The sequence below is a fragment of the Sphingopyxis sp. GC21 genome, assembly GCF_025727575.1.
Taxonomy (GTDB): domain Bacteria; phylum Pseudomonadota; class Alphaproteobacteria; order Sphingomonadales; family Sphingomonadaceae; genus Sphingopyxis; species Sphingopyxis terrae_A.
Genome location: NZ_CP095845.1, coordinates 2,293,691 through 2,311,364, shown reverse-complemented (window position 1 = coordinate 2,311,364; position 17,674 = coordinate 2,293,691). Strand labels below are relative to the sequence as shown.

General features: G+C 64.8%; 14 protein-coding genes. 6 read left to right on the top strand and 8 right to left on the bottom strand.

What is annotated here, in order from left to right; all coding sequences use genetic code 11:
- The first annotated feature begins 144 nt into the window (after positions 1-144).
- From MU856_RS11105 to MU856_RS11095, 3 genes are read left to right on the top strand one after another with little or no spacing between them, the layout of a single operon-like run.
- Positions 145-447: a hypothetical protein gene (locus tag MU856_RS11105; RefSeq protein WP_263587601.1), complete on the top strand. Its 303-nt coding sequence runs from the start codon at positions 145-147 to the stop codon at positions 445-447.
- Between the two features lie 9 nt (positions 448-456).
- Entirely contained in the window at positions 457-948 is a 492-nt protein-coding gene (locus MU856_RS11100; RefSeq protein ID WP_263587600.1) for a serine hydrolase, read from the top strand.
- A gap of 18 nt (positions 949-966) precedes the next feature.
- Positions 967-1,362: a beta-lactamase family protein gene (locus MU856_RS11095; protein ID WP_263587599.1), complete on the top strand. Its 396-nt coding sequence runs from the start codon at positions 967-969 to the stop codon at positions 1,360-1,362.
- A 4-nt stretch (positions 1,363-1,366) separates the two neighbouring features.
- Here the strand turns inward: MU856_RS11095 and MU856_RS11090 are convergent, their stop codons facing one another.
- The 4 genes from MU856_RS11090 to MU856_RS11075 form a co-directional block, all read right to left on the bottom strand.
- A complete protein-coding gene (locus MU856_RS11090; RefSeq protein WP_217372556.1) occupies positions 1,367-1,783 on the bottom strand; it encodes a GFA family protein in 417 nt (138 codons plus the stop codon).
- A 79-nt stretch (positions 1,784-1,862) separates the two neighbouring features.
- Positions 1,863-4,160, bottom strand: a complete 2,298-nt coding sequence (gene ptsP / locus MU856_RS11085) for a phosphoenolpyruvate--protein phosphotransferase (RefSeq protein ID WP_062900471.1) — start codon at positions 4,158-4,160, stop codon at positions 1,863-1,865.
- Between the two features lie 76 nt (positions 4,161-4,236).
- Positions 4,237-4,956, bottom strand: a complete 720-nt coding sequence (locus tag MU856_RS11080) for a hypothetical protein (protein WP_234178592.1) — start codon at positions 4,954-4,956, stop codon at positions 4,237-4,239.
- A gap of 33 nt (positions 4,957-4,989) precedes the next feature.
- A complete protein-coding gene (locus tag MU856_RS11075; protein ID WP_062902947.1) occupies positions 4,990-5,994 on the bottom strand; it encodes an NAD(P)H-dependent flavin oxidoreductase in 1,005 nt (334 codons plus the stop codon).
- Positions 5,995-6,187: 193 nt separating this feature from the next.
- Between MU856_RS11075 and MU856_RS11070 the strand changes: the two genes are divergently transcribed.
- Together MU856_RS11070 and MU856_RS11065 are read left to right on the top strand one after the other, a co-directional pair.
- A complete protein-coding gene (locus MU856_RS11070) occupies positions 6,188-6,358 on the top strand; it encodes a YezD family protein (RefSeq protein WP_082813399.1) in 171 nt (56 codons plus the stop codon).
- Between the two features lie 87 nt (positions 6,359-6,445).
- Positions 6,446-8,869, top strand: coding sequence for a TonB-dependent receptor (locus MU856_RS11065; RefSeq protein WP_263587598.1), 2,424 nt, complete (start codon positions 6,446-6,448; stop codon positions 8,867-8,869).
- Positions 8,870-8,940: 71 nt separating this feature from the next.
- On the opposite strand, the gene MU856_RS11060 is transcribed toward MU856_RS11065, so the two are convergent.
- Positions 8,941-9,090, bottom strand: coding sequence for a hypothetical protein (locus MU856_RS11060; protein WP_186402752.1), 150 nt, complete (start codon positions 9,088-9,090; stop codon positions 8,941-8,943).
- A gap of 346 nt (positions 9,091-9,436) precedes the next feature.
- Between MU856_RS11060 and katG the strand changes: the two genes are divergently transcribed.
- Entirely contained in the window at positions 9,437-11,635 is a 2,199-nt protein-coding gene (gene katG, locus MU856_RS11055; RefSeq protein WP_263587597.1) for a catalase/peroxidase HPI, read from the top strand.
- Positions 11,636-11,805: 170 nt separating this feature from the next.
- On the opposite strand, the gene MU856_RS11050 is transcribed toward katG, so the two are convergent.
- The 3 genes from MU856_RS11050 to gltB all read right to left on the bottom strand — a co-directional run bounded on the left by MU856_RS11050 (position 11,806) and on the right by gltB (position 17,660).
- Positions 11,806-12,477 (bottom strand): glutathione S-transferase family protein, encoded by a 672-nt coding sequence (locus MU856_RS11050; RefSeq protein WP_062902946.1) that lies wholly within the window; start codon positions 12,475-12,477, stop codon positions 11,806-11,808.
- Between the two features lie 92 nt (positions 12,478-12,569).
- Entirely contained in the window at positions 12,570-12,992 is a 423-nt protein-coding gene (locus MU856_RS11045) for a hypothetical protein (protein WP_263587596.1), read from the bottom strand.
- A gap of 141 nt (positions 12,993-13,133) precedes the next feature.
- Positions 13,134-17,660 carry a glutamate synthase large subunit gene (gene gltB / locus MU856_RS11040; RefSeq protein WP_263587595.1) on the bottom strand — a complete coding sequence of 1,509 codons (4,527 nt, stop codon included), beginning with the start codon at positions 17,658-17,660 and terminating at the stop codon, positions 13,134-13,136.
- Positions 17,661-17,674: the final 14 nt, after the last annotated feature.

Here is a 17,674-nt window from a genome sequence, read left to right as displayed (position 1 = left end):
GCGCGCGTTTCTCGTCGCAGCCATGGCGCTCACGGCGATGCCGGCGCAGGCCGCGGACGCGGGGGCCGATCTCAATCGCGCCTGGGCGGCGGCTATCGCGCCGCCTTCACCTGCTCGGCGCTTTGGGACGGCGCGGGCAAGGCGATGGCCGATATCGAACGCGACGAGCTGACGGGCATCTATCCCGAAATCGAGGCCGACGTCCGCGCGTTGACCGCCGATGTCGACCAGACGGCACGCCGCGTCCTTGTCCGCTATCGCGGCGACATGCCGCGCGCATCGCGCAGTGGACCGGGCGGGACGGCTGCGTGGCGCTGCGATTGGCGCCGATCCCGCGTCGGGGCCCGGAGTTTCGCCGCAGAAGCGCGCCGACTTCGACGCACGGCCATGGCCGCTCGGCGATCAGGGTGCGCGCGCGCCGATCCCGCGCGGTCTGACGCGCTATGAAGCGCAGTGATGAACATTGCCGGTTTCGGCGGGCGGACCAGCGCGCTGCTGATCGTCAAGGACGGCCGGATCGTCGTCGAGCACTATCAAGCCGGGCACGACGTCCATACCGCGCAGCGCACCTTTTCGGTCGCAAAGTCGCTGGCGGCGACGCTGATCGGAAACGCGGTGCTGCGCGGCAAGCTCGACGTGGCCGCGCCCGCGGCGATCGCCGAATGGCAATCGGCTGGCGATCCGCGCGCGCTCATCACCACCGAACAGCTCATGCGCATGGCAAGCGGTCTGACGAGCGACAGCGCCGGCAATCGCACCGATGCCATCTATATGGGCGGCGCATCGGTGCGCGCGTGGACGACGCAGTGGCCGCTGCTCAACCCGCCGGGCAGCCGCTATCGCTACGCCAACAACGACACGCTGCTCGCGACGCTGTCGCTGAAGGCCGCGCTGACGAAGGAGGGCGAGGCGCTCGATCCTGCGGCTTTTTCGACCGGCTGGGCATGACGCGCACCTTCGTCGAACATGAACAAGGACGGCGATTTCATCCTGTCGAGCCAGGTGTGGACGACCGCGCGCGATCTTGCCCGGCTCGGCCTCCTCTATCTCAACGATGGCATGGCGGACGGTGAGCGCATTCTGCCCGCCGACTGGCGGCGCTTCGTTTCGACGCCGAGCGGCCCGCAGCCGGACGGGCCATTCGGCTATGGTGCCGGTTTCTGGCTGCTCGACAAATCGGCGGGCGTGCCATCCGATGCCTTCGGCGCTTTCGGCAATCGCGGCCAATATGTAATCGTCATTCCGTCGCGGCGGCTGGTCATCGTCCGGCAGGGCTATGACGACGCGGCGCAGCGGCTCGATATTGCCAAACTCACCGCCGCCGTCGTCGCCGGCGACGACAAGGCCGACGCTCGGAAATAAGGCCTCACTCCTGGCCGGGGTAGCGCACGAAGCTGGGCATCTCGTCGAGCTTTTCCATCCAGCCGATCCGTTCGGCGACCTGGATCTGCGCGCCTGCGGGGATCAGGTCGGGATCGTCGAGCGTCCCCGACTGCACGTCGATCTTGCCGGGGAAAATCTGGTCGTTGGTATAGAAGAGGCCGGTACCGCAATCGCCGCAGAAATGGCGCCGCCCATGCTCCGAGGAGGCGTAGACCTGCGGCGTGCCGCTGAGCTCCAGATCGGCCTGTGCGACCAGCGCCCAGCCGACCATCGGCGCGCCGGCGTGGCGGCGGCAATCGCTGCAATGACACAGGGCGTGATGTTCTACCGCTGTCGGCATCGAATATCGGATCGCACCGCAATGGCACTGGCCGGAAGCGCGGGCAGGGGAATCGGTCATGTCTCTCTCCTTGGCTGGGAAGAGAACATACCATAAACATTTTCTCAAAGGCAATTACGTCGGCGGTCAAGCCGCGCGGTTACTCGCCCAGATCGACGTGGTGCTTCTGGGCCCAGTCGAGATATTGCCCGCGCGGGTTGGCGGCCGGGTGGGCGAGGATCGCCGGAACGTCGCGGCGCAGCGCGCCAAGGTCGAGCGAGCGGATCATCGCCTTTACCGGACCGACCCCGGCCGGCGTAATCGACAAGCGTTCGATCCCGATGCCGAGCAGCGCCATCGCTTCGAGCGGGCGGCCGCCCATTTCGCCGCAGACGCCAAGCGTGACCTTCGATCCCGACACCATTTTCACGACCCGCGCCAGATAGCGCATCACCGTCGGCGATAGCCAGTCATAGCGCTCGGCGAGCCGCGGGTGCGCGCGGTCAGCGGCGAAGAGGAACTGGGTCAGGTCATTGGTGCCGATCGACAGGAAGTCGAGGTGCGGCAGCATCAGATCGAGCGTCTCGATCAGACCCGGCACCTCGAGCATCGCGCCATAGCGGATCGCCGAGGGCAGCTTCTTGTTGTGCTGTTTCAGCCAGGCGCGCTGGTTGATGAACAACTGGCGTGCCGCCTCATATTCCCAGGGTTCGGACACCATCGGAAACATCACGTTCAGCGTGCGTCCCGCGGCCGCTTCCATCAGCGCCCGCGCCTGGACTTTCAACAGGCCTTCGCGTTCGAGCGCGAGGCGCAGCGCGCGCCACCCCATCGCCGGATTTTCCTCCAGCGCATTTTCGTCGACATTCATATAGGGCAGCGCCTTGTCGCCCCCGATGTCGACGGTGCGGAAGATGACAGGACGGTCGCCCGCTGCGTCGAGCACGTCGCGGTAGAGCCGCTGCTGCCGCTCGCGCTGCGGCAGCGTCGCCGACACGAGAAACTGGAATTCGGTCCGGAAGAGACCGATGCCGCGTGCGCCGGTGAGGTCGAGCGCCGCAACATCCTCGCGCAGCCCGGCGTTGATCATCAGCTCGATCGGGACCCCATCCTTAGTAATGGCGGGCAGATCGCGCAGCGACGCGAGGCTCGCGCGGCGCTTTTGCGAGATAACGAGCTTGGCATCGAAGGCGTCCTGCACCGCCTGCGTCGGGCGCACGTGCAGCGTTCCGGCGGCGGCATCGAGGAGCAGCATGTCGCCCTCGCGGATCGAGGTCCGGACGTCGCGGACCCGGCCCAGCACGGGGACGCCCATCGCACGCGCGACGATGATGACGTGCGCGGTCAGCGACCCTTCTTCCAGGATCACGCCCTTGAGACGGCGGCGATCATATTCGAGCAGCTCGGCGGGGCCGAGGTTGCGGGCGACGAGGATCGAATCCTGCCGCAGCCCGACTTGCGCCGCCGTCCCCATCTGCCCCGACACGATCCGGATCAGCCGGTTCGACAGGTCTTCCAGGTCGTGCATGCGGTCGCGCAGCAGCGCGTCGTCGATCTGGCGCATCCGCATCCGGGTGCGTTGCTGGACGCGTTCGATGGCCGCTTCGGCGGTCAGCCCGCTGTCGATCGCTTCGTTGATCCGCCGCGACCAGCCCTCGTCATAGGCGAACATCTTGTAGGTTTCGAGCACCTCCTCATGCTCGCCGCCGACGCCGAATTCGGCCTGGCTCGCCATGCGGTCGATCTGTTCGCGCATCTTGTCGAACGCGGCGTAAACGCGGTGGCGTTCGGCCTCGATATCGTCGGCGACCGTATGTTCGATATGCACGCGCGGCTGATGGAAAACCGCGATCCCGGCGCCCATGCCGTCGACCAGTTTCTGGCCCGACAGGCGCTGCATCGACTGGTCGGTTTCGCCCGCATCGATCCGCGCTGCGGTATCGACCAGGTCGGCGTTGGCGATCAGTTCGGACAGCACCATCGCGACCGTCTGCAGCGTTTCGATCTCGATCTCTTCATATCGGCGCGGTTCGGCATGCTGGACGCACAGGACGCCGACCGCGCGCTCGCGCCGGATGATCGGCACGCCGGCAAAGCTGTGGAACAGCTCCTCGCCCGTTTCAGGACGGTAGGAAAAGTCGGGATGCGCCGCCGCTTCGTCGAGGTTCAGCGTTTCGATCTGCTCGGCAATCGTGCCGACCAGGCCTTCGCCGAGGCCCAGCCGCGTGACGTGCACCGCCTCCTGCTTCAACCCGCGCGTGGCATAAAGTTCGAGCGCGCCTTCGCGCAGCAGATAGATGGAACAGACCTCGCTATCGAGGCATTCGCCGATGATGCCGACAACCTGGTTGAGCTTCGACTGCGCGTTGGTGCGCGCTGCCATCACCTCGTGCAGCCGCGTCAGGATCGTGCGGGCCGACTGGGCGGCGGATGTCGGCGGGGGCGGGGCGTTGGTCATCGTGCAATCCTGCTAACAGATGCACGGCGCCAACGCCATTGCCCGGCGCGACTTTTATCCCGCTATTCTGGCGGTTTCAGTTGCCGCCGACGGGCGCCCCGGACGGTCCCGAAACCGCCGTCGTGGCGGGTGCGGTCATCACCGGCGGGGGCGGGGCATATTTCGCGTCCCACGCGGCGACATCGGCCTGATATTTGGCATAGGCTTCATAGAAATCGACGAAGGGCTGGTCGAGCTGCGCAAGCTGGGCCGGAGCCTGCGGGATGACCTGTGCCGACGGGGTCGATGAGACGAGCTGGGCGACCTCGTTGGCGCGAGCGCAGAAGGCGCGCTGCGCCGGGGGCTGCGCGAAATAGTTGAAAAGCTGCGTCGACAGCTTGTCGCGCGCGGCGATGCCGTTGGTGCGCGTTTCCTTGCCCAGATCGGCGATGACCGTTTTTTCGGTAGACCGGATCTGCTTGGCATGCGCCTTGATGATATTGTTGTACGCCGACACCAGCGTCGCTTCTTCGGCGCCGCGGCAACCGATCGCCGCGACGTTGAGCGCAATCTTGAGCTGCCAGAATGCGCGGTCGCCGCTGATGCCGCTGTTCGCGGTCATGAACCGGCCGTCAAGGCCGCGCGCGGGGAGGATTTGCGTAAGAGAGGCGTTGCCGGGGGGCAGGGGGCGCGGCGGGATGACCACGGCCACCGGCGGCGGCGGCGGCGGCGGGGGGGGCGGGGGCGGGGGTTTCGGCGCACAGGCGGCGACGCTTGCCAGCAGGCCGGCAACGATGATTTTACGCGACAAATTCATGACCTTCTCCCCAGCCGCATGCTTCATGCGGCGTCAACCCCGTGCGTGCAAGGCCGTTTCGGCCTGTTGCACCAAAGATGCGATGATCTCGGCAACGCTCTCTTCCTGCGTTACCATACCGACAGATTGCCCTGCCATTAACGAGCCGTTTTCGACGTCGCCGTCGATCACCGCGCGGCGCAGCGCGCCGGCCCAATAATGTTCGATTTCGAGCTGCGCCGCCGCCATGTCGACGGTGCCCCCGTCGAGCAGATTGGCAACCTCGCGCTGCTTGGCGGTAAAGGCTTCGGTGCCCGCATTCTTTAGCGCACGGACCGGGATGACGGGCAGGCGCGGATCGATCTGGACGCTGGCGATGGCGTCGCGCGCGGAGGCGCGAATGAACGCCTTTTTGAAATTGGGATGCGCGATGCTTTCGGTGGCGCAGACGAAGCGCGTGCCGAGCTGGACGCCCGCCGCGCCCATTTCCAGATAGCCGGCGATCGCCTCACCGCGGCCGATGCCGCCGGCGACGAAGATCGGCACCTCGGAAGCGAGCGCGGGCAGGATTTCCTGCGCGAGTACGCTCGTCGACACGGGGCCAATATGACCTCCCGCTTCCATCCCTTCAATTACCAGCGCATCGACGCCCGAGCGGACCAGCTTCTTTGCGAGCGCCAGCGTCGGCGCGAAGCATATCACCTTGGCGCCCGACGCCTTGATCGCCTCGAGGCTGCCTTTCGGAGGCAGTCCGCCCGCCAGCACGACATGGCCGACGCCATGTTTGGCGCACACCTCGATCAGCTCGAAAAGCTGCGGGTGCATGGTAATCAGGTTGACGCCGAAATTGCGGGTCGCCAGCGCCTTTGTCGCCGCGATCTCGGCATCCAGCAGCTCGGGCGTCATCGCACCGCAGGCGATCACGCCAAAGCCGCCGGCATTGCTGATCGCGCTGACCAGGTGGCGCTCGGAGACCCAGCTCATCGCGCCGCAGAGAATGGCGTAGTCGCTGCCCAGCAGAGCAGTACCGCGCGCCATGAGTTCGTTCAATTTGCTCATTGCTGCGCCTTTGCCAGCAGCCGCGCGCGCGCGCAATCCATTGCCGCGCACAGCCCCGAAGGCGGCACGGATTTCGCCGTTCGGCTGGGCGCGGGAAACTCTCCTTTCGGCGCCCAAAGCAAAACAATCATTGTCAACTAAAACAATTGGGATAGTCTTGGTGCCGAATCCACCAAAGGGGAAAGGAAATGTCATGACGTCGTCCCAAGACCCATCGCCCGGCGAGCGCGAGCCGCCCTCGCGCGCGGTTCAAGCCGTGCTCGATGCGCTTGAAAAGCTCCGCTTCGGCGCCATCCAACTGACCGTCCATGAAGGGCGGCTGGTGCAGGTCGATGTGACCGAACGGCACCGCTACCCCAACTGATACTCAAGCTCCCGACGGGGATACTCCCCGCCACCTGCCGCAGACCGGACCACCGGATGTGGCAATTTCTTGCAACAGGAAATTGTCATGACCCCAAAGTCATCGTCTCGCCGCCGGGTCGCTCCGGCCGCCATCCCGCTTACCCTTCTGCTGCTTCTTGGCGACGGTCCCGCCTTTGCAGCCGAAAATGCCGCTGACGAAACCGCAGCAGCAGACACCCTCGCGGGCGAAGGCCCGCAGGCCGCCTATGGCAATGAAATCGTCGTCACCGCCCGACGCCGCAGCGAAACCGCACAGGACGTCCCGATCGCCATTTCGGTGGTCGGCGGCGACCAGATCGACAGCACCGGCAGTTTCAACGTCGGCCGCCTCCAGCAACTCGCGCCGACGCTGCAATTCTACACGAGCAATCCGCGCAACTCGGCGGTCAATATCCGCGGAATCGGTGCGCCGTTCGGCCTGACCAACGACGGTATCGAACAGGGCGTCGGCATCTATGTCGACGACGTCTATTATTCGCGCGTCGCCTCCGCGACCTTTGACTTCCTCGATGTCGCGCAGATCGAAATGCTGCGCGGTCCCCAGGGCACGCTCTATGGCAAGAACACGACCGCCGGGGCGATCAATATCACAACGAACCAGCCGACCTTCGATTTCGAGGGCAAGGCCGAACTCAGCATCGGCGACCTCAATTTCAAGCAGGCGAAGGCGGCGATTTCGGGGCCGCTGTCCGACCGGCTGGCGGCGCGCATCGCGGTGTCGGCGACGAGCCGCCGCGGCACAATCTACAATGTCACGACCGACCGCTGGATACAGAGCCAGGACAATATCGGCCTGCGCGGGCAATTGCTGTGGAAACCCACCGACACGCTCAGCGTCACGCTCGTCGGCGACTGGAACAAGCAGGACGCTGTATGCTGCGGTTCGGTGTTCGTGCGCACCGGCGCGACGCAGCGGCCGCTCGCCCGCCAATATGCCGCGCTCGCGGCGGCGCAGGGCTATACGGTGCCGAGCACCAATCCCTTTGACCGGCTGACCGACCTCGATGCCAATCTCAATGCCGGGAACGAAATCGGCGGCGTAGCGCTGCGCGCCAAATGGGATGTCGGTCCCGGCACGCTCACCTCGATCACCGCGTGGCGCTATTGGGACTGGCAGCCCGAGAACGACCGCGACTTCACCGGCTTGCCGATCGTCACCAGGTCGCAGAACCCGTCGCAGCAGAATCAATATACGCAGGAATTGCGCTACAATGTTTCGGGCGACCGCTTCGATTTCGTGCTTGGCGGCTTCGCGTTCCACCAGCGCATCGACACGCAAGGGACCGAGGCGCATGGCGCGGCCTCGAGCCGCTGGACGCTCAATCCGGCGAGCGCGCTCGCCAATGATCCGACCGTGCTCGACGGGCTGACGGCGCGCAACACGCAATTTCTCAAGAACACCAGCCTCGCGCTGTTCGGGCAGCTGAGCTGGAAGATCACCGATCGGCTGACGGTCCAGCCCGGCGCGCGGATCAACTATGACAAGAAGGAGGGCTATTATCAGCGGCTGGTCTTCGCGGGCGACGGGTCACCGGTGACGCGGGCGCTGAACGACCCGGTGTCGGTCGCGCGGCTGGGCGTGTTTGCGCCGCAGGAATATGCGCCGAGCTTCAGCGACTGGAACTTCAGTTACGACCTGACCGCGACTTACAAGGCGGCGCGCGGTGTGCTGGTCTATGCAACCTATGCCAGGACGTTCAAATCGGGCGGTATCAATCAGAATGGCGTGCCGACCGATGCAGCCGGCAACCCGCTGCTCGGCGCCGCGACGATCAAGCCCGAAGCGGTCGATCATTACGAGGCGGGGTTGAAGACCGAATATTGGAACGGGAAGGGGACGGTCAACCTGGCAGTCTTCCGCACCGACATCGGTGATTATCAGGCGAATGTGAACAACGGACAGTTCGGGGTGTTGCGCGGCTATCTCGCCAATGCCGACAAGGTCCGCACACAGGGGATTGAGGCCGACGTCGCGATCCGCCCGAGCGAACGCTTCAATGCCTATGTCAACGGCGCCTACACCGACGCCAAATACCGGCGCTTCGTCGATGCGCCATGCCCGCCCGAATTGTCGGGCGGTGCGAACAGCCCCGCGAACTGCGAGATATCGGGCGCGCGGCTGCCGGGCGTGTCGAAATGGGCGCTGTCTTTCGGCGCCGAGGCCAATGTGCCGGCATCGCTGTTCGGTCAGGAGGGACAGGTCTATCTGGGCTATGACGGCAGCTATCGTTCGAACTTTTCGTCGAACGCGAGCCCATCGATCTACACCTGGGTCGACGGCTATTCGCTGTCGAATATCCGCGTCGGCTTCCGGGCAGAACGCCGCCTCGATGTCTTTGCCTGGGTCCGCAACGCGTTCGATCGCGATTATATCGATCAGCTTTTTGTCGGTCCGGGCAATACCGGCCTGATCACCGGGCTTCCAGGCGATCCCCGGACGTGGGGCGGGACGATCAAATTCGGCTTCTGACCGGGGCGGCAGCGCAAGGCCGACGGAACAGGGGCCGCCCGATGGGCGGCCCCTTTCACAGGCAGGCAGCGCTAGCGCTGCTGGCCGGGATTGCGCTCTTCTTCGCGGCGCTGTTCGCCCGGCTGGCGGTTCTGGCCGTCCTGCTGTTGCTGCTGACGGCGCTGTTCTTCTTCGCGATCCGCCTGCGGCTTCTGCTGGTTCTGGTTGGGGGTATTAGCCACTTTCCTTCTCCTTGCAGTCCGGCTGCAAGTATCGCGGCCGGACCCATGAAAAACCCGCGGCGAACGCGCGATGTTCCTCGGTTCGTCGCATCCGCGTCCGGTCGTGGCGGCGGGGCGACGAGTGACTGATCCCGATCGTCCTTCGCGTGTTAATGATCGGAAGGGTCGATCACTGAATACAGCTTATTCGGTTATGTCGATGGGACCGCGCAGCCTATCCTCGGCCTGTCAGAAGGAGAGGATAGCGCCACCGACTCGGCGCAATGCCGGTCGGCCCGACTTTGCCCGTCACGCGTCCGTCACCGTGCCGCGTCACAATCCAATAATCTAAAAGAGGAGAGATTGCATGAACGACCAGACCCCCATCGACGCCGCAGGCGGCTGTCCCGTCCACAAGGGCGGCATGCGCGCGCTGCTCGGCCGAACAAACAAGGACTGGTGGCCGGACATGCTGGCGACCGACATCCTCACCCCCAACGGGCCTTCCAACCCGATGGGCGAAGATTTCGACTATGCCGAAGCGTTCAAATCGCTCGACTATCAGGCGCTGAAGGATGATCTGACCGCGCTGATGACCGACAGCCAACCGTGGTGGCCCGCCGACTATGGTCATTATGGGCCCTTCTTCATCCGCATGGCGTGGCACGCCGCGGGTACCTACCGCACCGCCGATGGCCGCGGCGGCGCCAATAGCGGGCAACAGCGTTTCGCGCCGCTCGACAGCTGGCCCGACAACGGCAATCTCGACAAGGCGCGGCGCCTGCTTTGGCCGATCAAGCAAAAATATGGCAACAAGATCAGCTGGGCCGATCTGTTCATCCTCACCGGCAATGTGGCGATCGAAAGCATGGGCGGTCCGGTCTTCGGATTCGGCGGCGGCCGCGTCGATGTCTATGAACCCGAACGCGACATCTATTGGGGCAGCGAAGACAAGTGGGTGAACGAAGGCGTGCAGACGCGCATCGATCCCAAGCACGGCTTCGAAGTGATCGAGGGACCTCTCGCGGCGATCCAGATGGGGCTGATCTACGTCAACCCCGAAGGACCGCAGGGCAATCCGCACGATGACGAAGGCATGGCGCGCGACATGAAGGAAACCTTCGCGCGCATGGCGATGAACGACGAGGAAACCGTCGCGCTGACCGCGGGCGGGCATACATTCGGCAAGGCGCATGGCAATGGCGACGCCTCGAAGCTGGGGGCCGCACCCGCGGGCGGCGATCTCGCTGCGCAGGGCTTCGGCTGGGTCAGCGGCGAGGAGCATGGCGGCATCGGCGAACATGCCGTCACGAGCGGCATCGAGGGCGCCTGGACCAACACCCCCGACAAATGGACCGAAAATTATTTCCGGCTGCTGTTCGACTATGATTACGAGCTGGTGAAATCGCCCGCGGGCGCGAACCAGTGGCAGCCGATCGGTCAGAAGGAAGAGGATATGGCGCCGGCGGCGTGGGATCCGAACATCAAGGTGCCCACGATGATGACGACCGCCGACATGGCGCTGAAGCGCGATCCTGAATACCGCAAGATCAGCGAGAGGTTTCGCAGTGACCATGAAGCGTTCAAGGACGCCTTCGCGCGCGCTTGGTTCAAGCTGACGCACCGCGACATGGGTCCGAAAACCCGCTACCTCGGCCCCGAAGTGCCCGCCGAAGACCTGATCTGGCAGGACCCTATCCCCGCAGGCACCATGCCTTCGGATGCCGAGGTCAAGGCAGTGAAGGACAAGATCGCCGCGAGCGGCCTCACCGTCAGCCAACTCATCAAGACGGCGTGGGCCTCCGCCAGCACCTTCCGCAAGTCGGACTTTCGCGGGGGTGCCAATGGTGCGCGGGTTCGCCTCGCGCCGCAAAAGGACTGGGAAGTCAACGAACCGGCGATGCTGGCCAAGGTGCTCGATACGCTCGACGGGCTGCGTGGTTCGATGTCGATGGCCGACGCCATCGTGCTCGGCGGCGTTGTGGGTCTTGAAAAGGCGATCAAGGACGCGGGCTTCAACGTCGCGGTGCCCTTCACCGGCGGCCGCGGCGACGCGACGGCCGAACAGACCGATGCCGACAGCTTCGCGGTGATGGAACCCGAAGCCGATGCATTCCGCAACTATCTCGGCAAGAAGAAGCTGGCGGTGAAGACCGAGGAAATGATGCTCGACCGCGCGTCGCTGCTCGGCCTGTCGGTGCCCGAAATGACGGTGCTGATTGGCGGCCTGCGCGTGCTCGGTGCCAATCATGGCGATCGCGGGCATGGCCATTTCACCAAGCGTTCGGGCCAGTTGACGAACGATTATTTCGTCAACCTGCTCGACATGACCAATGTGTGGAAGGCCGTCGACGGATCGGATGACCAGGAATATGTGGCAACCGATCGCAAGAGCGGGGGCGAAACCTGGCGCGCAACCCGCGCCGACCTCGTCTTCGGTTCCAATTCGGAACTGCGCGCTGTCGCCGAAGTCTACGCCGAGACGGGCCACGAGGAAAAGTTCGTCAGGGACTTCGTCAAAGCCTGGACGAAGATCATGAACGCCGATCGTTTCGACCTCGCGTAACCGGGCAGGCGCCGGTCCCGAACATGCCTCGGGACCGGCCGCCAACCCTCATGGCGACGGGTCGCGACCCGCCTTCCGGGGACATGGGCCCGGGAGGCGGGTCATATTTTTATGAGGGGGTCAATGCCGAAAGCTTCGAACGGTCGTTCATTTGCCCGGCGGCGAACTTACTAGAAATCGACGTCTTCATAATATTTGGGCGGCGTCACGATTTCCATCCGTTCTGCCAGCAGCGGCCGGAAACTCGGGCGCGACTTGAGGCCTGAATACCAGCCCTTAGTCTGATCGTGCCCGGTCCAGTCGATGCCGCCCAGATAGTCGGCGACCGAGATGTGCGCCGCGGCGGCGAGATCGGCGAGGCTCATCGTCGCACCGGCAAGCCAGGTGCGATGGTCGATGAGATAGTCGATATAGTCGAGGTGCTGGTTCGCCGCCTTCATCGCTTCGCGCAGCGCGCCGCCGTCGGGTGGCTGGCGGTGGACGATGCGCTTCTGCATCCGTTCGAAAAGCAGCGGGCCGGTGACTTCGAAATAGAATTCCTGGTCGAACCAGGCGACCAGGCGGCGGATCTCGGCGCGATTGGCGGCAGTGCCGTTGATCATTGCCTTGCCCTCGACCGTCTCCTCGAAATATTCGGCGATGGCGTTGCTGTCGATGAGCACTTGTCCGCGCCCCTCGTCCACCATGACCGGGGTACGCCCGGCGGGGTTCAGGTCGACGAATTCGTCACGGCGTTCCCACGGTGATTCGCGCACCAATTCATAACCAACGCCCTTTTCGCCGAGCAGCAGCCGGACCTTGCGCGAGAAGGGACAGAGAGGGAATTGATAGAGTTGCCACATGATCATCCGCATAGCGTCAGCGAGGCGGCGCGTCCAATGGCTATGGCGGACTTATCAACCGGGTCGGTTCGGGTCAGCACGCAAGCGGTGCGCTATCGCCGCGCAGTGGTGCGTTCAGCTTCCCATTGCGCCAGAAGATCACGCGCCATATCCTTGATAACCGGAGCATAAGCGGCGACGGCAGAAGCGGCATGACCGGCCATGCGCGCGCTTGCGCGAACGTCGCCGCCCATACGCTCGGCATAGCCGGGGTCGCGCCTCGCGATGTCACCGACGGTTGCGTCGGCGGGTATGCGGGCGGCATCGGACGACGGATCGATCCGCGCGACGGCTTCGGCGAGCGGACCGACGGGCATCTGCATCATTGCACCGACCAGCGCCGTGATCGTGTCGGCCATCCGGTCCTGCGTCGCCGGATCGTTCAGCACGGCGGCAGCGTCGCGCGCATCCGCCGCCGACGCCGGCACGGGGGCGAGGAGTGCGAGAAGCGGAAGGGCGGCGCGGATCGGTCGCATGGGGTCATCCTTTTGGAAGCGCGAAACATCAGCGCCGCACATAGCGGCCCGACGCTTTCGCGCGGCTGAATAACCTATCGTCTTGCGGCAGACTGGGGCCTTGATGCGGCAGACGACCCCGGCGACGGCCGGGGACACCAGCTATTCGGCGGCGACCGCCTGTGCAGGCCGGTCGCTGAGCGGATGCGCGAGACGCCCGATCATTTCCTTGGGACACACCTGCCAGAAACGCGTGCGCCAGCGATCCCAGTCGGCAAGCACTTCGGCCGACCATTTGCTGCCGGTTGCCGCCGCATGCTCCTCGACAAGTGAGCGCAAGGCGCCTTCCCAATGTGCGCTGTCCAGCCGTTGCCAGACGATCGATTCGGGATTGGCGCGGCTTTCGAAGCTTTCATCGACGTCGAGGACGAAGGCCATGCCGCCGGTCATGCCGGCGCCGAAATTCGACCCTACCGCACCCAGGATCACCGCCGTGCCGCCGGTCATATATTCGCAGCCATTAGCACCGCAGCCTTCGATCACGACTTTCGCGCCCGAGTTGCGGACCGCAAAGCGTTCGCCCGCCTGGCCCGCCGCGAGCAAGGTGCCTGCGGTCGCGCCGTAGAGGACGGTGTTTCCGACGATGCTGTTATGTTGGCTGACCAGCGGGCTCGACACGGTCGGCCGCACGATGATGCGCCCACCCGACAGGCCCTTGCCGACATAGTCGTTCGCATCGCCGAACACTTCGAGCGTGATGCCCTGGCAGAGGAAGGCGCCGAGCGACTGCCCGGCGGTTCCGCGCAGACGCACCTGCACATGGTCGTCGGCAAGCCCGGTCATCCCGAAACGCGCCGTAACTTCGGCCGAGAGGCGCGTGCCGACGGCACGGTGGGTGTTGCGGACGTTATAAGTGAGCTGCATCCGCTCGCCGCGATCAAACAAAGGTTTCGCATCGTTCAAGATCTGCGCGTCGAGGCTGTCGGGCACCGGGTTGCGGAAATTCGGTCCCTGCGAGCGGCGCTGCTCGTCGGGCGCATCAACCTTGGCGAGGATCGGATTGAGGTCGAGGTCGTCGAGATGCTCGGCACCGCGGCTGACCTGGCGGAGAAGCTCGGTGCGGCCGATCACCTCGTCGAGGCTGCGGCAGCCGAGCTTGGCGAGGATTTCGCGCACTTCCTCGGCGATGAAGGTCATCAGGTTGATGACCTTTTCGGGCGACCCCGTAAACTTCTGCCGCAGCTTCTCGTCCTGCGTGCAGACCCCGACGGGGCAGGTGTTCGAATGGCACTGGCGCACCATGATGCAACCCATGGCGACAAGGCTCAGCGTCCCGATGCCATATTCCTCGGCGCCCAGGATGGCGGCGATGACGACGTCGCGCCCGGTCTTGAGCCCGCCGTCGGTGCGCAGGCGGATGCGGTGCCGAAGGCCGTTGAGCGTCAGGACCTGATTGACTTCGCTGAGGCCCATTTCCCACGGGGTGCCGGCATATTTGATGCTCGTCTGGGGCGAAGCGCCCGTGCCGCCGGTATTGCCCGAGACAAGGATCACGTCGGCGTGCGCCTTGGCAACGCCCGCCGCGACGGTGCCGATGCCCGCCGAGCTGACGAGCTTCACGCAGACGCGCGCCTTCGGATTGATCTGCTTCAAATCGTAGATGAGCTGTGCAAGATCCTCGATCGAATAGATGTCGTGGTGCGGCGGCGGCGAGATCAGCATCACGCCCGGCGTCGAATGGCGCAGGCGCGCGATGAATTCGGTGACCTTGAAGCCCGGAAGCTGGCCGCCTTCGCCCGGCTTGGCACCCTGTGCGACCTTGATTTCGATCTCGTCGCAGGCGCCGAGATATTCGGCCGTGACGCCGAAGCGGCCCGACGCGATCTGCTTGATGTTGCTGTTGGCATTGTCGCCATTGGCATAAGGCTTGTAGCGTTCGCTTGCTTCGCCGCCTTCGCCCGACACCGCCTTCGCGCCGATGCGGTTCATCGCAATCGCCAGCGTTTCATGCGCTTCGGGGGATAGTGCGCCCAACGACATGCCCGGGGTAACGAAGCGCTTGCGGATTTCGGTGATCGCCTCGACGCTGTCGAGCGCTATGCCCTGCGCTGGGAAGTTGAATTCCATCAGGTCGCGCAGATAGATGGGCGGCAGGTCGGCGACCCCGCGCGCGAATTGCAGATAGGTCGAATAGCTGTCGGTCGCGACGGCGGTCTGCAGCAAGTGCATGAGCTGCGCCGAATAGGCGTGCGCTTCGCCGCCCGCGCGCTGGCGATAGAAGCCGCCGATGGGGAGCGTCGTGACGCGCGCGTCGAATGCCGCCTCATGCTTCTCGGTCGCGTTGATGAAGAGCGACTGATAGCCTTCGCCCGAAATCTTGGCCGGCATGCCGGGGAAGAGATCGTTTACGAGCGCGCGGCTAAGGCCGACCGCCTCGAAATTATAGCCGCCGCGATAGGAGGAGATCACCGCGATCCCCATCTTGGCCATGATCTTCAAGAGGCCGTCGTCGATTGCCTTGCGGAAGCGCTGCAGCGCGTCGGCGAGCGCTAGGTCGCCGAACAGGCCGCGCGACAGACGGTCGGCGATCGCCGCTTCGGCGAGATAGGCGTGGACCGTGGTCGCGCCGACGCCGATGAGCACCGCAAAGCCGTGCGTGTCGAGTATCTCGGCCGAGCGGACGTTGATCGAGGCGTAGCTGCGCAACCCCTTGCGCACGAGGTGCGTGTGGACCGCCGCAGCGGCGAGCACCATTGCGACCCCGACGCGATCTTCGCCGATAGTCTGGTCGGAAAGGAACAGCTCGCTCCGCCCCGCGCGCACGGCGTCCTCTGCCTCGCGCCGGATGCGCGCGATCGCGTCGCGCAGCGTCGAGGCGTCGCCGCCGGTTGGGAAAGTGCAATCGATCTCGGCCACTGCATCGCCGAAATAGGCGCGCAGCCGGTCCCAGTCGTCGCCGACGAGCACCGGCGAATCGATGACGAGCACGTGCGGGCTCTGGCCTTTTTCGTCGAGAATATTGGCAAGGTTCGAAAAGCGCGTCTTCAGGCTCATCACATGTCGTTCGCGCAGGCTGTCGATGGGCGGGTTGGTGACCTGGCTGAAGTTCTGGCGGAAGAACTGCGCGACATGGCGCGGCTTGTCGGAAATGACCGCGAGCGGCGTGTCGTCGCCCATCGAGCCGATCGCTTCCTTCGCATCCTCGACCATCGGCGAAAGGATGAGTTCCATATCTTCCATCGTGAAGCCGGCGGCGACCTGGCGGCGCAGCAGTTCGGCGCGGTCAAAGCCCGGCAGGCTCGACTTGCCGCCCTTGGGCAGGTCGGCCATCGTGCGGAAACCCTTCACGCGCGCCGCATAATCGTGCGTTCCCGCGATCTTGTCCTTGATCGCGCGGTCTTCGTAGAGAGTGCCTTCGTCGAGGTCGACGGCGATCATCTGGCCGGGGCCGAGGCGACCCTTCTTGCGGATGCTCGCCTCGGGCAGCAGCACCATGCCGCTTTCAGAGCCAACGACGAGCAGATTGTCGGCCGTCAGCGTGTAGCGCAGCGGACGAAGCGCGTTGCGGTCCATCCCCGCGACTGCCCAGCGGCCGTCGGTCATCGCGAGCGCGGCTGGGCCGTCCCACGGCTCCATCACGCTTGCGAGAAAGTTGTACATCGCCTTGTGCGCGGCGGGCATTTCTTCATCGGTGGCCCAGGCTTCGGGGACCAGAATCAGCTTTGCGGTCGGCGCATCGCGGCCCGCGCGGCATAACGTCTCGAACACTGCGTCGAGCGCTGCCGTATCGCTGGCGCCAGCCGGGATCACCGGCTTGATGTCTTCCGAATGTTCGCCGAAAGCGAGGCTCGCCATCTTGATCTCGTGGCTTTTCATCCAGTTCTTGTTGCCGCGGATCGTGTTGATCTCGCCATTATGGGCGAGGGTGCGGAACGGCTGGGCGAGCCACCATTGCGGGAAGGTGTTGGTCGAATAGCGCTGGTGGAAAATCGCAACCCGGCTCTCGAACAGCTTGTTCGCAAGGTCGGGATAGAAATCCGCCAGGCTCTCGGCGAGGAACAGTCCCTTGTAGATGATCGATCGCGCAGACAGGCTGCAGATGTAGAAATCGGCGATCTGCGCCGCGATCACCTTCTTTTCGATGCGGCGGCGGACGAGATAGAGCTGCTTTTCGAATTCGTCGATCGACTGCTCCTCGGGCAAAGGGCCGGCGATCATGATCTGTTCGATTTCGGGGCGCGTGCGCTGCGCCTTGTCGCCGATCACCGACACGTCGACCGGCACCTGGCGCCAGCCGTAGATGGTGTAGCCCGCGTCGATGATTTCGGATTCGACGATCGTGCGACATGCTTCCTGCGCGCCCAAATCGGTGCGCGGCAGGAAGATCATGCCGACGGCGAGGCGGTTCGGCAGCACCTTGTGCCCCGATGCCGCGATCGCATCGTCGAAAAAGCGTTCCGGCAGGTCGACATGGATACCCGCACCATCGCCCGTCTTGCCGTCGGCATCGACGGCGCCGCGGTGCCAGACGGCGCGCAGCGCCTCGATCGCCGCCTCGACGACGCGGCGCGAGGCCTTGCCGTCGGTCGCCGCGACCATGCCGACGCCGCAGGCATCGGATTCAAGGTCGGGGCGATACATGCCGTCTTCGGCAAGCCGCTGGTGATCGGGGGTCGGGTAATAGGTCATGTCGTGGTTCCTGC